Consider the following 16,640-nt stretch of genomic DNA (forward strand, 5'->3'; position numbering starts at 1 on the left):
GGACCACATAACGATGACCACACTTCATGACACCGCTGTGCGGGGTTTTGCTTCAGACAACTACTCTGGCGTTCATCCGCGAATCCTCGATGCGATCGCACGGGCTAATGGCGGGCACCAGATTTCCTATGGCGAAGACCAGTACACCGAAGCATTGGGCCAGGTCGCGCACGATGTCTTTGGCGAGGATGCAGCGATCTTCCCGGTCTTCAATGGCACCGGGGCGAACGTCACCGCACTGCAGTCGCTCCTGCCGCGCTGGGGCGCGGTCATCTGCGCCACCACGGCGCATATCAACGTCGATGAAAATGGCGCCCCCGAACGGGTCGGCGGATTCAAGCTGCTCCAGGTGGCAACTCCTGATGGCAAGCTCACCCCGGAACTGATCGACCAGGAAGCCTGGGGCTTCGGCGACGAGCACCGCGCCCAGCCGCTGGCGGTCTCCATCACCCAAGCCACCGAGCTCGGAACCCTGTACTCCCCCGAAGAGATCAAGGCTATCACCGAGCACGCGCACAAGCTGGGCATGAAGGTCCACCTCGATGGTTCGCGCTTGTCCAATGCAGCAGCTTCCCTGGGTGTTCCCTTGCGCGCGCTGACCACCGATGCCGGCGTCGACATCGTCTCGCTGGGCGGGACCAAGAACGGCATCCTGCTGGGCGAGGGAATCTTGACCCTGCGCAAGGAACTTGCGCAGGACATGAAGTACCTGCGCAAGATGAACATGCAGCTGGGCAGCAAAATGCGCTTCATCTCAGCCCAGCTGATCGAGCTTTACGGCACCGGGCTATGGCGCGAACTTGCCAGCCACTCGAACCTGATGGCAGCCAAGCTCTCCGAGGCGGTGGAGCAGATCGACGGCGTTGAGCTGGTCTACCCGACACAGGCCAACGGCGTCTTCGCGCAGCTGCCAACCGAGGTCAGCGATGAACTGCGCAAGCATTTCCGCTTCTACGACTGGGATCGGGCAGCCGGCGAGGTGCGCTGGATGTGCTCCTTCGACACCACCGAACAGGACGTGGCGGCATTCATCGCCAAGCTGCGCGAGCTGATGAACGCGCATCTGGCCGCGTAGCTTGCAGGATGGGTCGGCGTGCCGTACCGCACCTCGGGTACGGCACGTTTAGACTCAAATTGTGACCTACGATCGCCCTGCTTCCGCCATCCCGAGCGCCTTTGCGAAGGCCCTCGATGAGTTGTCGCATGCCGAGGTGCGCAAGGAACTGAAGTTCACCGAAATTCCGGCGCCGGGCCGACTCGCTCCCTTCGCGCTGGCGCTCAGCGGAGATGTGATCGACGTTGTTCCTCCCGACCACGGTCCGCACGGGCAAGAGATTGGCCGCACGCCGTTCCTGCAGCCCCAGGAGCAATTGGCCACCGGGCGATTCATCCTCCTCTACGATCCGGCTGGCCAGGAACTGTGGAATGGGCAGTTCCGCATTGTCACCTATATCCGGGCGCGCTTGGACCACGACATGGGCCAAGATGCCATGCTCGCCTCGGTGGCCTGGTCGTGGCTGGAAGATTCCCTGCGCGAACGCGAGGCGTTCCACCACTCGGCCGGGGGCACCGCCACGCGCGTGATCTCCGAGTCCTTTGGCGATCTTGCCGGGGAACAAGACCATATCGACATCGAGCTGAGGGCATCCTGGTCCCCCGATTCGGAGCACCTCGGCCCCCATTTGAGCGCTTGGGCGGACTTGGTGTGCACCTTCGCAGGGTTGCCACCACTGCCCGAGGGCGTGCAGCAGCTGCCGCATCGCCGGCTGAGTTAACCGCCTGTTCCCCGCGGGAGATGCCGGTTGGACCTAGAATGGAAGCATCATGCCGAATTCTGACTCCACCGCTTCCGCATCATCCGCCGCCGGCCTTGAGCCCAATCAACCGGCGCTGACCCCGCTCACCCATCCACGTGATGGCATTCCCGAGGTCATCAATACCCAAGCGGCCCTGTCCCGCGCGGTGCGCGAACTGAGCGCTGGAACCGGCGATCTTGCTGTTGATACCGAGCGAGCCAGCGGTTTCCGCTACGGGCAGCGCGCTTTCCTGCTGCAGATTCGCCGCGAAGGCGCCGGCACCTGGCTCATCGACCCCGAGGTATTGGATGACCTGGGCGAGTTGCGCAGCTTTGTGAACCAGCAGCCATGGATTCTTCACGCCGCAACCCAGGATCTGCCCTGCCTCCATGAATTGGGCATGTCGCCTACCGCCTTGTTCGACACCGAGTTGGCGGGCCGTCTGGCTGGTTTCCCCCGGGTCTCCCTTGGAACGATGGTCGGCGAATTGCTGGGATTGCAGCTGGCCAAGGAGCATTCGGCGGTAGATTGGTCCACCCGCCCATTGCCCGAGTCCTGGTTGAACTACGCCGCGCTGGACGTCGAGGTCCTCGAAGAGCTGCGCCAGGAAATCACCAAGGTCCTCGAAGAGCAGGGCAAGATGGACTTTGCCCTCCAGGAATTCGAATACGAGCGGAACCTGCCTGATCCGCAGCCGGCCGAGGAACCATGGCGCAAGCTCTCCGGGATCCACAAGCTCAAGGGGCGGCGCAACCTGGCCATCGCCCGCGAGCTGTGGCTCTCGCGCGAAGCCCTGGCTCGCACCCAGGATGTCGCCCCCGGGCGGCTGCTGCCCGATCGCGCCATCATGGCGGCCATTGAACAGCGGGCGGCCAGCGTCCCGGCACTGCTGCAGATCCCCGGGTTCCACACCAGAAATGCCAAGCGCGATGCTCCGCGATGGATGGATGCGATTCAGCGTGGGCGCAATACCCGCGATTTGCCCGAACTGCGCTCGAGCAAAGCCGGCCTGCCCCATCCCCGGTCATGGGCGGAGAAGAACCCGGCGGCAGCGGCCCGGCTCGACGCCGCGAAGGCCGTGCTCGGCGAAGTGGGCGAACACTGGAACATCCCGGCGGAAAATCTGCTGACGCCCAAATACCTGCGGGATCTGTGCTGGAACCCGCCAGCGCTGATCAGCGTCGAAACCGTAGCTGAAAAGCTGGATTCGATGGGCGCCCGGCCATGGCAGCAAGAGCTGCTCTCGGCAGCTTTGGCCCAGTCGTTCGCCAGCAGCTAGGGCCTCCTGGCCGCCTCCAGGCGCCCACGACATGGCGCCTTGTGATGTGCCGCACTTGCACTTCAAGTTACTCCTGAGTAACCTATGGTTTAGGTCACAGTGATGCTGGCCGCTGCCCACGCCTGGGCAGCATGAATCAACCACAAGGAGCCTTACGGTGAGTGCCAACGCTTCGACCGCGCCCCATACCGCGCATCCCTCCCTGGACGACCGCGACGTCGTGTTCATTGATGGAGTGCGCACCCCTTTCGGCAAAGCAGGCGAAAAGGGCATCTACCATGGAACCCGTGCCGATGATCTGGCCGTCAAAGCGGTCCGGGGACTGCTTGAACGCAACCAAAAAGTTCCTGCCGAGAAGATCGACGAAATCTCCATCGCCGCCACCACGCAATCCGGGGACCAGGGACTGACCCTGGGCCGCACCGTGGGGCTGCTGTCCGGCATCCCGAAGTCGGTTCCCGGCTTTGCCATCGACCGCATGTGCGCCGGCGCGATGACCGCTGTCACCGCAACCGCAGGCGGCATTGCCTTTGGCGCCTATGACGTAGTTGTCGCCGGCGGCGTGGAACATATGGGAAACCACCCGATGGGCGCAGGGGCCGACCCCAACCCGCGTTTCCTCTCGGAAAGGATCGTGGACCCGCAGGCCCTGAACATGGGCAATACCGCGGAGAACCTGCACGACCGATTCCCCGCTATCACCAAGGAGCGCGCCGACCGCTACGCAGTGGCTTCGCAGTCCAAGCTTGCCAAGGCCTACGAGAACCAGCAGATCCAGCCGGACCTGATTCCCGTGGCTGCCAAGCGCCCGGGCGAAGGCTGGGCCGTGAATACCCGCGACGAGCCGCCTCGCCCTGGCACCACCATGGAATCGCTGGCCCAGCTGCGCACGCCGTTCCGTGCTCATGGACGAGTCAGCGCCGGCAACGCCGCGGGCCTCAACGACGGTGCCACCGCAGCCCTGCTCGCCAGCGGCCAAGCAGTTCGGGAATTGGGGCTGGAGCCCAAGATGCGCATGGTCTCCTTCGCCTTTGCCGGTGTTGAACCAGATGTCATGGGCTACGGGCCGGTTCCCGCCACCGAAAAGGCGCTGGCCAAGGCCGGATTGGGCATAGCGGACATTGGCCTGTTCGAGATCAACGAGGCGTTCGCCGTCCAGGTGCTCTCCTTCCTGGACTACTACGGCATCGATCAGGATAACGATCGGGTCAACCGATACGGTGGCGCCATTGCGGTCGGCCACCCGCTGGCTTCCTCGGGCGTTCGCCTGATGACCCAGCTGGCTCGCCAGTTTTCCGAAGACCACTCCGTGCGATACGGCATCACCACCATGTGCATTGGCCTGGGAATGGGTGGCACCGTCATTTGGGAAAACCCCAATCATCCAGATTTCGGCAGCAAGGCGTAAGGAAAAGACCATGACTGCAACCACCACTTCCTACTCGGCTGTCGCCGAGCTCATGCAGGACGAGACCGTAACCCACTCCTACGTCAGCGATGTGGCTTTGCCCGGAGGCAAAACCCTGGCCCTGTTGACCCTGGACAACGGCCTGGACCACAAGAAGCCAACCACACTGGGACCTAACGGACTGCTGGAGCTGCGCTCCACCCTTGAAACCCAAGCAGCACGTGCCAAGGCCGGCGAGATCGACGCCCTTGCCATCACCGGCAAGCCATACTTCCTGATTGCCGGCGCAGACCTGTCGGCGGTCACCCGCCTCAGCGCCCCGGACCAGGCCACCGCTATGGCTTCGCTCGGCCATTACACCTATGAGCTGCTTGCCGATCTCGGAGTTCCCACCTTCGCCTTCATCAACGGGCTGGCGCTCGGTGGCGGGCTGGAAATCGCCCTGGCGTGCAACTACCGCACGGTGAGCACCGCGGCCGGGGCCCTCGGACTGCCTGAATCCTTCCTTGGCCTGATCCCCGGATGGGCCGGTGTCTACCGCCTGCCACGGCTGGTGGGCCCGGAGAACGCCTTGAAGGTGATGATCGAAAACCCGCTGAACAACAACCGGACCCTGTCCGGCCCAGCCGCCTTCAAGATGGGTGTTGCCGACGCGCTGTTCGAAGCCGCGGATTTCATCGAGCACTCCACCAAATTTGTTGGCGCCGTCTTGTCCGGCGAAACCGAGGTTCAACGCCCCAACGCTGTTGATCCCAGCGATCCCGAGGTGGCTCGCCGCTGGCTCGACGCAGCTGACCAGGCCGAAAAATTTGTCGATGCCAAGCTCTCTGGTGCAGCGCCCGCGCCGTACAAGGTATTGGAGGTTTTCCGCAAGGGAACGGGCCTGACCCAGCCTGAATCGGCGCAACTTGAAGTTGACGCCCTGACCGGCCTGATGAGCACCAATCAATTCCAGAACACCGTGTACGCCTTCTTGGACTTGGTGCAAAAGCGTGGCAAGCGTCCGGCCGGAGCACCGGATGCAAAACTCGCCCGCCCCGTCTCGAAGGTCGGCGTTGTCGGCGCCGGGCTGATGGCCAGCCAGCTGGCGTTGCTCTTTGTGCGCCGCTTGAGCGTGCCTGTGGTGATCACCGATCTGGATCAGTCACGCGTGGATAAGGGCCTGGCCTACATCAGCGGTGAAATCGACAAGCTGCACAGCAAGGGCCGCATGAGCCAAGACGCGGTGAACCGCGCCAAGGCCCTGGTCACCGGTTCGATCACCAAGGATGCCTTTGCCGATGCCGATTTTGTCATCGAGGCAGTCTTCGAAGAGCTCAACGTCAAGAAGCAGGTCTTCGCCGAAGTCGAAGCCGTCGTCTCCCCCGAGTGCATTCTCGCAACAAATACCTCCTCGCTGTCGGTGACCGAGATGGGACGCGACCTCAAGCACCCGGAACGCCTCGTTGGCTTCCACTTCTTCAACCCGGTAGCCGTGATGCCGCTGCTGGAAATCGCTGCGACGCAATGGACCAATGAATCCTCGCTGTCCACCGCTTTTGTGCTTGGCAAGAAACTGAAGAAGACAACCGTCAAAACCCAGGACGCGGCGGCATTTGTCGTGAACCGCGTCTTGCTGCGCCTGATGAGTGAAGTGCAGGCAGCCTTCGATGAGGGCACTGACGCAGCTACTGCCGATTCTGCCTTGACTCCGATGGGGCTTCCGATGAGCCCATTCACGCTGCTGTCCATGGTCGGGCTGCCGGTGGCACAGCACGTCAACGAGTCCCTGAATGCCGCTTTCGGTGACCGCTTCGTGGTTTCCGAGAACCTTCAAAAGCTGATCGATGCAAAGATCACCGCCCTGTGGGTTAAGGGCGAACAAGGCGCACAAGTGCTCAACCCCTTGGCCGAAGAGCTGCTGGTTCAGGGTTCGAACCCATCTACCAGCGAGGAAATTCTTCTTCGCGTGCAAGATGCGCTTGCGGAAGAAATCGGCTTGCTCCTTGCTGAAGGCGTCGTCGCCGAAGCAGCGGATGTCGACCTGTGCATGATCACTGGTGCCGGCTGGCCCATGCACTTGGGCGGGATCACCCCGTACCTCGACCAGGTCGGCGCTTCCGAGCGCGTAAACGGCAAGAAATTCAACAGCTAGCATCCGGCTGAACCTCTGGGCTCCATTCCTTGCGGGTTGAAGCCCAGAGGTTTCTGTCGCGCACGGCCGCCCACTGCTCAAACGAGACCGGGCCATTAGCGATAGCCGGTTCGCAAGGCTGAACTGCTAATGAAAGTTTGTCTTGGCTCTTAGCGCCGCCACAGGGTGTTCTGTCAGAATAACCCCATGACTGACATCGCTCAACCAGCCCGCCGCACCGTCATGTGCGCCTCCGCCGCCCTCGGTTCCGCAGCTCTTTTGACTGCATGTGGCGACGGACATTCTGAAGCGCAAGTTCCTCAGGCCTCGCCAGTTCCGTCACCTACCGGTGAAGGCCAGGCGGTGATCGACCTGGCCGAATTGGCGGTTGGGGCGAGAGCCACTGTGCAAGCCAAGCATCCAACGGGGGCTGAAATTCCGGTGCTGCTCTTCCGGCCGGACGAGAAATCGGTCCTCGCCTATTCCAGTGTCTGCACGCACCAGGGCTGCGTGGTCACAACAAAATCCACAAAAGACGACTTTTTCTGCGCCTGCCACGGATCACGCTTCCAACCATCGGACGGCACGGTGACCGATGGACCGGCGATCGCTCCCCTGGCGCGCTACGCGACGAAGATCAAGGACGACAAGGTCATCGTCTTCGTCACCGACACCAAATAAGTCGAGAAATCTTGCAGAAAAGCGGAATGCTGCGACCCTTGGCAGGTTGCAGCATTCCGCTTTGTGCTCAACCGGCAATTAGAAAAGTGCCACCTTCTGCGGAGCAGGGAAGATGGAATCAAGTTCGGCACGCTCGGCATCCGATGGAACCCAGCGTACTGCCTTGGCATTCATCTGGATTTGCTCGGGGCGGGTCGCTCCAGCGATGACCGATGACACGGGTAGCTGCGCTGCCAGCCAGGAGAAAGCAAGCTCGATTGGCGCCAGATCGCGATCAGCGGCAAACCGCGCAAAACGATCAAGTTGCTCAAAATCAGAGGTTTCAACCAGCTGCTGACGAGCATGAGTCAGGCGGCTGCCTTCAGGGGCGTATCCCTTGGAATACTTTCCGGTCAGCAATCCGTTGGCTAGCGGGAAGTATGGAAGAACGCCGAGTCCAAACTCGCGCGCAGCAGGCAGCACTTCCAGTTCTGCGCGACGATCGATGAGATTGTAATGGTTCTGTGCCGAGATGAATCGCTCGGTGCCCAGCTCACGGGCCACATACTCTGCCTGGGCGATCTGCCACCCAGCGCGGTTGGAATGGCCGATATAGCGGACCTTTCCGCTGGTGACCAGATCGTCCAAGGCGCGCAGCGTCTCGTCGATCGGGGTGTTAGCATCTGGCGTGTGGAATTGGTACAGATCGATATGATCCGTCCCAAGGCGCTTCAGGGAAGCTTCCACTGCCTTCATGATGTACCGGCGGGAACCGCGGGCATTGAAGTCCGGCCCGTTGGCCCCACTGACATCCATGCCGAATTTGGTGGCCAGGACAATGTTCTCGCGGTTCTTGCCCAGGGCCTTGCCCAGGCGCTGCTCGGATAATCCTGCAGTTTTTCCGTAGTTGTCCGCGACGTCGAAGAACGTGATACCGGCGTCCAACGCGGCGTGAACTACTGCGTCCGAGCCTTCCTGGGACTCGGTAGCGGTACCGGTTCGGCCCAAATTGTTGCAGCCCAAACCCACGACGGAAACGCTCAAGCCACTGTGTCCTAGTTGACGGAATTCCATGCACACCTCGCTGTTTTTCCTTCGCCGCTTTTCTGCGCGACCTTATACCCATAGGCTATCGGGTAGGTGCTGTAACCGAAGAGTTCACGACACAATTCACTGCATTGCATATTTATCCATTAGGATGGAAACATGTCTAAAGTTCTTACCAATCTTCCTGTAGGCGAACGCGTCGGAATCGCGTTCTCCGGTGGCCTCGACACGTCGGTGGCAGTAGCTTGGATGCGCGACAAGGGCGCCATTCCTTACACCTACACTGGCGATCTCGGCCAGTACGACGAACCAGATATCGACGCCGTTCCTGGCCGTGCGCTGGAGTACGGCGCCGAGAACTCCCGTCTGGTCGACTGCAAGCCGGCACTCGTCGAGGAAGGCTTTGCAGCACTTGCCTGCGGCGCCTTCCATATCCGCACCGGTGGCAAAACCTACTTCAACACCACCCCGCTGGGCCGCGCCGTCACCGGCACGCTGCTGGTACGTGCCATGCGCGAAGACGGTGTGGATGTCTGGGGCGATGGTTCGACCTACAAGGGCAACGACATCGAGCGCTTCTACCGCTACGGCCTGATGGCCAACCCGAAGCTGCGCATCTACAAGCCATGGCTTGACCCGAACTTCGTCGCTGAGCTCGGCGGTCGCCAGGAAATGTCGGAGTGGCTGCAGGAGCACGGCTTCCCATACCGTGACTCGGCCGAAAAGGCCTACTCGACCGATGCCAACATCTGGGGCGCAACCCACGAAGCCAAGACCCTGGAACTGCTCAACAGCTCGATTGAGACCGTTGAACCGATCATGGGCGTGAAGTACTGGGACGAGAACGTTGAGATCAAGACCGAAGACGTCTCGGTTTCCTTCGTTGCCGGCCGCCCGGTAGCCATCAACGGCAAGGAATACACCGACGCTGTGGCTCTCGTGAATGAAGCCAACATCATTGGTGGACGCCACGGTCTGGGCATGAGCGACCAGATCGAGAACCGCATCATCGAGGCCAAGTCGCGCGGCATCTACGAAGCGCCTGCCATGGCTCTGCTGTACATCGCGTACGAGCGCCTGGTCAACGCCATCCACAACGAAGACACCGTGGCCAGCTACCACAACGAGGGCCGCCGCCTGGGCCGCCTGATGTACGAAGGCCGCTGGTTGGACCCACAGGCCCTGATGCTGCGCGAATCGCTGCAGCGCTGGGTCGGTTCGGCCATCACCGGTACCGTCACCATCCGCCTGCGCCGCGGCGACGACTACACGATCGTGAACACCGAGGGCGAGAACCTCAGCTACCACCCGGACAAGCTGTCGATGGAACGCGTGGGCGACGCGGCCTTCGGTCCAGTTGACCGCATCGGCCAGCTGACCATGCGCAACCTGGACATCGCCGACTCGCGCGGCCGCCTGGAGCAGTACGCCAACATGGGCCTGGTCGGTGGAACCACCGCAGAACTCGTTGGTTCGCTGGAAGCCGGTGGCGCCAATGATATCGTCAACGCCACCGCTGTGGACAGCGACGATCTGGCTACCGATCGCGCCATCGAATCGGCTGCTTTCGACGCTGGTACCGACTAAAGGCTTGCCGCTAGTCAAAAGCGGATCAGGGCTTCTCTTGAAGAGAAGCCCTGATCCGTTTTTATTTTTACCTTGGTTCCCAGCAGAACAATCCATTGGCAGCTGCGAGGAACTGCAACTCCGTGATGGAATCACCCAGGGCGAATAGCCGCAGAAATCCATGAATAATTGCCCTGGCCTTGGTGCACTACGGCATGATCATGAACGCTTCATAGCCCAAGCGGGCCCCGAGGCTGATTTAGGTACCGAGCAGGGCCGCTTGCTCGTTAGGCATGGCCATCGACTTGCCCGTTTCCAGCCCGATGACAAATCCAGCCGCCGTTTGCACCGATGCTGCGAAGTCCACCCGAACTTAAGCTTCCAGCATTGCCAGCAGCGGGCTGACAGCCAGCGTGAAGCCAATGAGCGAGACCATCCGCAGGATCAAGCGCACGCGGGCACCTTGCTTGGAATTAGGTGCTGGAAGGTTGAACCCGTGCTCGATAATCCAGGCCACGATCGTCACCAAGACACCGGCCAGAGCCAATTGCGCAGGAGCTACCTCGCTGAGAAGCGAAACAATCCCAATTCCAATAATGGCACCGACGAATGCTTGGAATACCAGATGAAGGGGCACGCGGGTAGCGCCCATCTGCGACGACTTACGAGGGGCACCGGGAGTCTCATCCCGATCTTCCTGAGGAATCATATCTCCTAATTTCCTATAACAATCAAGCCCAGAGGATCATGGCGTCTTCGCTGAGTTCTTTGCGAAGCAATAGACCACAGCCTCCGCTGAACGACACCGCCCCGAAGTGGGAAGCTCTCGCTATTTCTTTGAAGCCGAAAGATGCCTGCAAGGCAAGCGAGCCGGTATTCCGTGCATTGACGATGCACCATGCTGTAGTGTCCCGCTCGGCGACCCACTTCAGCCGCGCAGCGGTCAGTATCGAGGCGAATCCACGATGCTGATGCTCTCGCGAAATTTCGACACCAGAGAGGTAGTAGCCAGCCGGAGCTAGCTGATCGCTTGGACCCCACCAGCCAGCTCTCGCCCACCCGACAAGCTGGCCTTGCGGATCTTTCAGCACCAATTGGCATTCATTATCGCCAAAGCGGGAGGGTTCTGAAGAACGCCCCAGGGACCGCGACAGTTTCCGTATGGCTTCGTGGTCAGAAGCCTGCATGGCTTCGGGCTGAAGGGCAGGCATGGTTCTCTAGTCGAGGGTCATTGGCTTCGGCGGCATTGGGTGCACGCTCTTGAGCTTCTCGGGCGTTGCGTATTCCGCGGTGCCAATGCTCATTTTGGTGAAGTCCAGCTTCGCTTCACGGATGCACGTCTTGATCGCTGCGACTGCCTGTTTAGGCGCCGGGGTGAGAATACGGATGTTGATCTTCCGAGGTGCAAAGTCGCTGGACTCCACGGTGCCCAATCCACGCCATGCCAGGTGCCCGGTCAAAGCTTCCTTGGCCTTCTTTTCCAAGTAGTGGTCACGCTCGGTGCCGGTGGCCGACTTCAACGCGTATTGCACGATGACCCAGGACTGATCTTCCTCGCTGATTTCGGCGTAGCCTTCATCGGCGCAAGCCTGCAAGAATCCAGCGAACAGCTCATCGGCACGATCGTTATCCACGTCCTGGACATTGCTGGTGGTGGACATGTGGCCCACGCTGCCATGGTTAATGACGAACTGGCCTACTTCTTCGTCCTCGAATTGCTGGAACCACGCTTCGCGGAAGTGCAGTACGTTTTTCTCGTCCAAACGATAGGTGCGAATAATCGCCATTGGTTTCCCTTTACAAGGTCAGTAGATCAATGAAGTGCATGTGGTTATAAGTTGTGAAGCTGGTCGGCCTTTTCAAGCCAGCCTTGGCGGTGCGAGTGGTTGAAGGGAGCTTCATCCCGTTGAACCGCATCGAGGAGTTTCGTGCTGGCTGCGCGTATCTCGTTCTTGAGTACCTCGGGGTAGTCCATTGACCGCCCATGTTCCTCGAATTCGTCTTCGTCGTCGAGGAAAGTACCGCGGCTTCGCGACCGGATGACGTCGAGGTCAAGGTCCACCGAATTCACTTCCCAGCCGCCATGCTGCAACGGACGCCATCCGATGGCATGGGAGAGATCGATGTAGACATCAAAATCCTCGGCAGAATCCGCATACAGCGTGGCGATCCATGAGCCCGCGTGAGGAATCAGGCACAGAGCATTTGTTTGGGCCAAGTGGGCTGCGCCAGGCCTTGCGACCAGTGAGCCAGCGGGTTGGAACAACCAGTGCCCGTGCGCATCTTTCCCGAGGTAGAACCCCGGAACCACCCAATGCGGCAGGCCGTTGTATTTCCAGGCGCGGGCTACCACCAAGGCCCCGAAATCGATGCTTTCAGGGTTGCGCGGCAAATCAACGGGGAAGCTGTGCAGTGCACTCATAGCTTGGGAATCTGTCCCGTGGGCAGATCCTGGCCTGGCAGTGGACGGGCAAACGGAACCTTGGTGCCAAGCACTTGGGCGAGCGTGTCCCTTGCCACCTGCTGGGCGGTCAAGCCGACGCGATCAAGAACTTCGGCTCGTGAACCGTGGGCAAGGAATTCGGTAGGCAGGCCGACTTCGTTCAGTGCAGTGTCGACACCAGCTGCACGCATTTCGGTACGCAGGCGGGAGCCAACGCCGCCAGCCCGGACTCCATCTTCGATGCACACCACGATGCGGTGGCGCGCAGCCAATGAAATCACCGATTTCGGCATCGGCAAGACCCAACGAGGATCCACCACGGTAACCGAAACACCTTGGCTATTGAGCCGCTGGGCAACGTCAAGTGACAACTCGCTCATGGCGCCGACCGAAACGATCAGGACGTCCGGCGCAGCCCTGTCACCCAGGCGCGCCAATACATCTACGCCATCTGGCAAGCGGTCGATTGCATCAATGGGTTCGCCCACAGAGCCCTTGGAGAAGCGAACAACGCTCGGCGCATCATTGATATCCAATGCTTCACGCAGCTCTTCACGCAGACGTGCTGCGTCGCGTGGTGCCGCCAAATGCAGGTTCGGGACAATTTGGGTCAGCGCCATGTCCCACATGCCATGGTGGCTTGCACCATCCGGGCCTGTAACGCCGGCACGGTCGAGAACGATGGTAACCCCGGCCTTGTGCAAGGCGACGTCCATGAGCAATTGATCGAAGGCACGGTTCAGGAAGGTCGCATAAACGCAGACCACTGGGTGCAGTCCGCCGAAAGCCAATCCGGCTGCGGTGGTCATGGCATGCTGTTCGGCGATGCCGACATCGATCACGCGCTCGGGATGCTCCTGGGCCATTTTCTTGAGGCCCACCGGTTGCAGCATGGCGCCGGTGATCGCGACAATATCGTCGCGTTCCTTGGCCACCTTGGCGATTTCTTCGCCAAAGACGCTGGTCCAGCTTTGCGCGCTGGACTTGGATACGGGCAGGCCGGTCACCGGGTCGATAATGCCCACCGCATGGAACTGGTCAGCTTCATCGGCTCGGGCAGGCGCGTAGCCGTGTCCCTTTTCGGTCAGGGCATGGACAAGCACCGGACCGGAATATTGCTTGGCCTGCTGCAGGGCTTCTTCGACTGCGCGCTGGTTGTGCCCATCAATCGGGCCAATGTATTTCAGCCCGAGATCTTCGAAAAGCCCCTGCGGAGCCCACCAGTCCTTGATTCCCTTTTTGGTTGCATGAAGGGACTTGTAGGTGAAACCACCAATGGGTCCTGAGCCCTTGAGCTTGTCCTTGAGCTTTTCCATCGCGGTTTCGTACGCAGGATGGGTGCGGAACTTATCCAGTTGCTGCCGAAGTCCCGAGAGCTGATTAGCCAAGCCGCCAATAGTCGGGGCGTACGAACGGCCGTTATCGTTGACCACAATCACGGCCTTGCGGTCCTTATCGGCCGCGATGTTGTTTACAGCTTCCCAGGCCATGCCGCCGGTCAAGGCACCGTCGCCGACGAGGGCCACGGCATAGCGCTCATTGTTGCGCATCAGCTTATTGGCACGGGAAATGCCATCAATCCACGAAAGCGAGGAGGAAGCGTGGGAGGACTCGACCACGTCGTGTTCTGATTCGGCACGGTCGGGGTAGCCCGACAAGCCACCCTGCTGGCGCAAGGTCTCAAAGTTCTGGCGCCCGGTCACGAGCTTATGGACATACGACTGGTGTCCGGTGTCAAAGACGATGGAGTCCTGTGGCGAGTCAAAGACTCGGTGGATGCCCAGAGTCAATTCGACGACGCCGAGGTTAGGGCCCAGGTGGCCGCCGGTGCGAGCAACGTTATCAATGAGAAAAGTACGAATTTCATCCGCGAGCTCGTGAAGTTGTTCCAGGGTCAGCGCCCGCAGATCGCTTGGTTTCTTGATGGTCTTCAGCAAAGACACGCTCGTCCCCTTTACAAATTCGCCCGTGGTGGCCGTGAGCCCATGCGAAATACTTAGTCTACCGCGTTGGAAGCTTCTCCTATTATCCGCCACTGCTCCGGATAGCGCGAATTTCCAGGCAATGACGTTCAATACCTCGTCCTGCATTGGCGAACAGCTGACACTTATTCGAACCTCGCCAGCGCGTCCTGAATCATCCGGTGTCCTTGCGCCTCGAATTCGGCATCGCCCACTTGATATGCCCAAATGGCCGTTCCGATGGCTTCTCGCAGGAGCATGAGCCGCCATGACGGCTCGTGGCGAGGATCCTCACCGTAGCCTTCGATGAAGGCGGACTCCAGCTCCGGGTGCCCTTTGAATTGCTGGCTGCCCAATCTGGCCAGGTCGCTGGCAGCTGGTCGAAACTCGAATCTGCCAAAATCTATGGCTCGCAATTGGCCTTGATCCACCAGCCAATTGCGTGGCTGCCAGTCACCATGAGTTGGAACAAGCACCGCATCTTGGGGCTCTTGCGCGGCAAAGATCCGTTCGATCTCCTTGCATTGGCTCACGCTGATTCGATGTTCCGAGGACAATAGCCGACGGAACTTTACGAGCAATCGGGATTCGTAGTCCGGGTCCAGCCGGTAAGCCTGGGAATGGAAGATCTTTAGCGCGGCACCGGCCTGACGGTGGATATCTGGACTCAATTCGTCTCCCGTACCCGCGCAGAGCGTGCCTGGCAAGTAGTCCAAAACCATTAGGCGCAGTTCCTCGCTATAAAACAGCATTTCCGCAGCGAGACCGCGCGTTTTCAGTTCCCTGGTGTAACTTTGATGCGCGATAAGCTCACGAGAAATATGGTGGTTGCCTTCTCCCCCGGTTTTGAGAATGCAATCCTGCTGGCTCGTGCGAAGGTGCAGCACTCTTGTGTCGGTAAGATTCCATGAAAGGTCGCGAACTACCTCAACGTTGCCAAGCCAGGCACGCAGTTGAGCTGCTTGTTCAGCGGCCAGGAACTGCGCAGGATCATTTCCAGTCATCGCAATCCCACGGGCTGCCTTCTGGCCGAAGGGGCCACATAGACCAGGTGTTCAGCACTGGCGTATCCGCGGGTGCGGCCGAAACGCTGCAGCCCCAAACGATCGCAAATTTTCTGCGATGCCTCGTTGCGCGGATCTACAATGGCGAAAACCGGCTGATCCACGTTCGCCTGGTTGGCGTAGCCAAGCACTGCACGAGCAGCTTCCGTGGCGCACCCTTGGCCTTGAGCCGCGGGGTGCAAATGCCACCCTATTTCGCTGGGTTGCTGTTCGAAGCCGATGCCGATGGCGCGCTGCATTTCTTCGCTCATGGGCTTGCACAATAGGTTTCCGATGAGCCTGCCGGTGTCGTGGCGCGCTACTGCCCAAATCCCTTGCCCGGCTCCGCGCACAGCGCGTCGACGGCCAATGGAGGCCAATGCTTCCTCCATCGTCGTCATGAGCGTTGCACCGGGCCCCAAGTACCGCATGGTTTCCGTGCGTGATTCCAAATCCAGCAGGAATGAAGCGTCCGAGGGCTCCCACGCACGCAGGATCAATCGATGGGTGCGAAGCTCTTTCACAGGCCCTCCTTCCACGCCACGTTTGCGCCTCTTGGGCAAGGTTCCACCGGGGTTGGCCGTGCAGCTCGCTAGGCTGTGAGCATGCCACAGATTTACTCCGCAATTCCCACGGCCCAGTGCTACGCTTCCTTGTCCGAAGCCTATATTGAGTTGTTCGGCCGAGTCGAGCAGGCGGAGCCGGAAGACCGGGAACTGATCGCCCGATGGGCCCAGGACTTGGCAGGCCCTGTGCTGGATGCGGGTTGCGGCCCCGGGCAGTGGACGCATGCCGTTGCAAGCGCTGAACGCCCGGCCATCGGTGTGGACATGGTGCCCGAATTCATAGAACATGCCGCAGCAAACTATTCAGAGTGCACTTTTCAGCTAGCTGACATGAGTGCGTTGCCCTTCCCCGATGGCAGTTTTTCAGGGGTTCTCGCATGGTATTCAATCATCCACACGCAGCCGGAGCAGCTGCCTGAAGTTCTGAATTCATTGGCCAGAGTGCTGCAACCGGGCGGGGCATTGCTCCTGGGCTTTTTCGCTGCCCAGAAGGTTCATCCATTCGAGCACAAGGTCGCACCCGCGTGGTACTGGCCGGTTGGGGAGCTATCGAAGCTGGTTGAGGCTGCAGGTTTCGAGATCATGGATCGGGGTACCAGGGACCGAAGCGGGGCCAGGTGCCATGGGCAGATCGTGGCCCAGCGCAAACACGCAGATGGCTCGGGGATTAAATAGATTTGAGGCCCAAGGCAAATGCCTTGGGCCTCAAATCTTTGTGTGTTGCGTAACTACTTGAGAATCACCCCGGCGTGTGCCGG

The 16,640-nt window shown here is 60.3% G+C and carries 16 protein-coding genes; 8 read left to right on the top strand and 8 right to left on the bottom strand.

The window, feature by feature from the left end; all coding sequences use genetic code 11:
* Positions 1-13 precede the first annotated feature (13 nt).
* From AOZ07_RS10310 to AOZ07_RS10335, 6 genes are all read left to right on the top strand, one after another.
* A complete protein-coding gene (locus tag AOZ07_RS10310; protein ID WP_060701912.1) occupies positions 14-1,075 on the top strand; it encodes a threonine aldolase family protein in 1,062 nt (353 codons plus the stop codon).
* A gap of 61 nt (positions 1,076-1,136) precedes the next feature.
* Entirely contained in the window at positions 1,137-1,775 is a 639-nt protein-coding gene (locus AOZ07_RS10315) for a DUF3000 domain-containing protein (protein ID WP_060701913.1), read from the top strand.
* A gap of 49 nt (positions 1,776-1,824) precedes the next feature.
* On the top strand, positions 1,825-3,075 hold the full coding sequence (locus AOZ07_RS10320; protein WP_060701914.1) for an HRDC domain-containing protein: 1,251 nt from the start codon (positions 1,825-1,827) through the stop codon (positions 3,073-3,075).
* A gap of 157 nt (positions 3,076-3,232) precedes the next feature.
* Positions 3,233-4,483 (top strand): thiolase family protein, encoded by a 1,251-nt coding sequence (locus AOZ07_RS10325; RefSeq protein ID WP_084793214.1) that lies wholly within the window; start codon positions 3,233-3,235, stop codon positions 4,481-4,483.
* Positions 4,484-4,493: 10 nt separating this feature from the next.
* On the top strand, positions 4,494-6,617 hold the full coding sequence (locus AOZ07_RS10330) for a 3-hydroxyacyl-CoA dehydrogenase NAD-binding domain-containing protein (protein WP_060701915.1): 2,124 nt from the start codon (positions 4,494-4,496) through the stop codon (positions 6,615-6,617).
* Between the two features lie 186 nt (positions 6,618-6,803).
* Positions 6,804-7,277 (top strand): QcrA and Rieske domain-containing protein, encoded by a 474-nt coding sequence (locus AOZ07_RS10335; protein WP_060701916.1) that lies wholly within the window; start codon positions 6,804-6,806, stop codon positions 7,275-7,277.
* Positions 7,278-7,355: 78 nt separating this feature from the next.
* Here AOZ07_RS10335 and AOZ07_RS10340 read toward each other — a convergent pair whose 3' ends face one another.
* On the bottom strand, positions 7,356-8,330 hold the full coding sequence (locus AOZ07_RS10340) for an aldo/keto reductase (protein ID WP_060701917.1): 975 nt from the start codon (positions 8,328-8,330) through the stop codon (positions 7,356-7,358).
* 132 nt (positions 8,331-8,462) lie between these two features.
* On the opposite strand from AOZ07_RS10340, the gene argG reads away from it, so the two are divergent.
* Positions 8,463-9,890 (top strand): argininosuccinate synthase, encoded by a 1,428-nt coding sequence (gene argG, locus AOZ07_RS10345; RefSeq protein WP_060701918.1) that lies wholly within the window; start codon positions 8,463-8,465, stop codon positions 9,888-9,890.
* A gap of 352 nt (positions 9,891-10,242) precedes the next feature.
* On the opposite strand, the gene AOZ07_RS10350 is transcribed toward argG, so the two are convergent.
* The 7 genes from AOZ07_RS10350 to AOZ07_RS10380 all read right to left on the bottom strand — a co-directional run bounded on the left by AOZ07_RS10350 (position 10,243) and on the right by AOZ07_RS10380 (position 15,840).
* Complete coding sequence (locus tag AOZ07_RS10350; protein WP_194943638.1) at positions 10,243-10,578, bottom strand: hypothetical protein; 336 nt, start codon at positions 10,576-10,578, stop codon at positions 10,243-10,245.
* Between the two features lie 22 nt (positions 10,579-10,600).
* On the bottom strand, positions 10,601-11,080 hold the full coding sequence (locus tag AOZ07_RS10355) for a GNAT family N-acetyltransferase (RefSeq protein ID WP_075972478.1): 480 nt from the start codon (positions 11,078-11,080) through the stop codon (positions 10,601-10,603).
* A 6-nt stretch (positions 11,081-11,086) separates the two neighbouring features.
* The gene (locus AOZ07_RS10360) at positions 11,087-11,656 is read right to left on the bottom strand and encodes a hypothetical protein (RefSeq protein WP_060701921.1); all 570 of its coding nucleotides are present in this window, start codon (positions 11,654-11,656) and stop codon (positions 11,087-11,089) included.
* A 44-nt stretch (positions 11,657-11,700) separates the two neighbouring features.
* Positions 11,701-12,291, bottom strand: a complete 591-nt coding sequence (locus AOZ07_RS10365) for a DUF402 domain-containing protein (RefSeq protein WP_060701922.1) — start codon at positions 12,289-12,291, stop codon at positions 11,701-11,703.
* Positions 12,288-14,255, bottom strand: a complete 1,968-nt coding sequence (dxs, locus tag AOZ07_RS10370; RefSeq protein ID WP_060701923.1) for a 1-deoxy-D-xylulose-5-phosphate synthase — start codon at positions 14,253-14,255, stop codon at positions 12,288-12,290. Before dxs ends, AOZ07_RS10365 begins: the two co-directional genes overlap by 4 nt.
* 164 nt (positions 14,256-14,419) lie before the next feature.
* Positions 14,420-15,277 carry a phosphotransferase gene (locus AOZ07_RS10375; protein ID WP_060701924.1) on the bottom strand — a complete coding sequence of 286 codons (858 nt, stop codon included), beginning with the start codon at positions 15,275-15,277 and terminating at the stop codon, positions 14,420-14,422.
* A complete protein-coding gene (locus tag AOZ07_RS10380) occupies positions 15,274-15,840 on the bottom strand; it encodes a GNAT family N-acetyltransferase (RefSeq protein WP_060701925.1) in 567 nt (188 codons plus the stop codon). Before AOZ07_RS10380 ends, AOZ07_RS10375 begins: the two co-directional genes overlap by 4 nt.
* Positions 15,841-15,921: 81 nt before the next feature.
* Here AOZ07_RS10380 and AOZ07_RS10385 point away from each other — a divergent pair, with 81 nt between their 5' ends.
* On the top strand, positions 15,922-16,557 hold the full coding sequence (locus AOZ07_RS10385; protein WP_060701926.1) for a class I SAM-dependent methyltransferase: 636 nt from the start codon (positions 15,922-15,924) through the stop codon (positions 16,555-16,557).
* The last annotated feature ends 83 nt before the right edge of the window (positions 16,558-16,640 follow it).

It is taken from the genome of Glutamicibacter halophytocola, from assembly GCF_001302565.1.
GTDB classification, from domain to species: Bacteria; Actinomycetota; Actinomycetes; order Actinomycetales; family Micrococcaceae; genus Glutamicibacter; species Glutamicibacter halophytocola.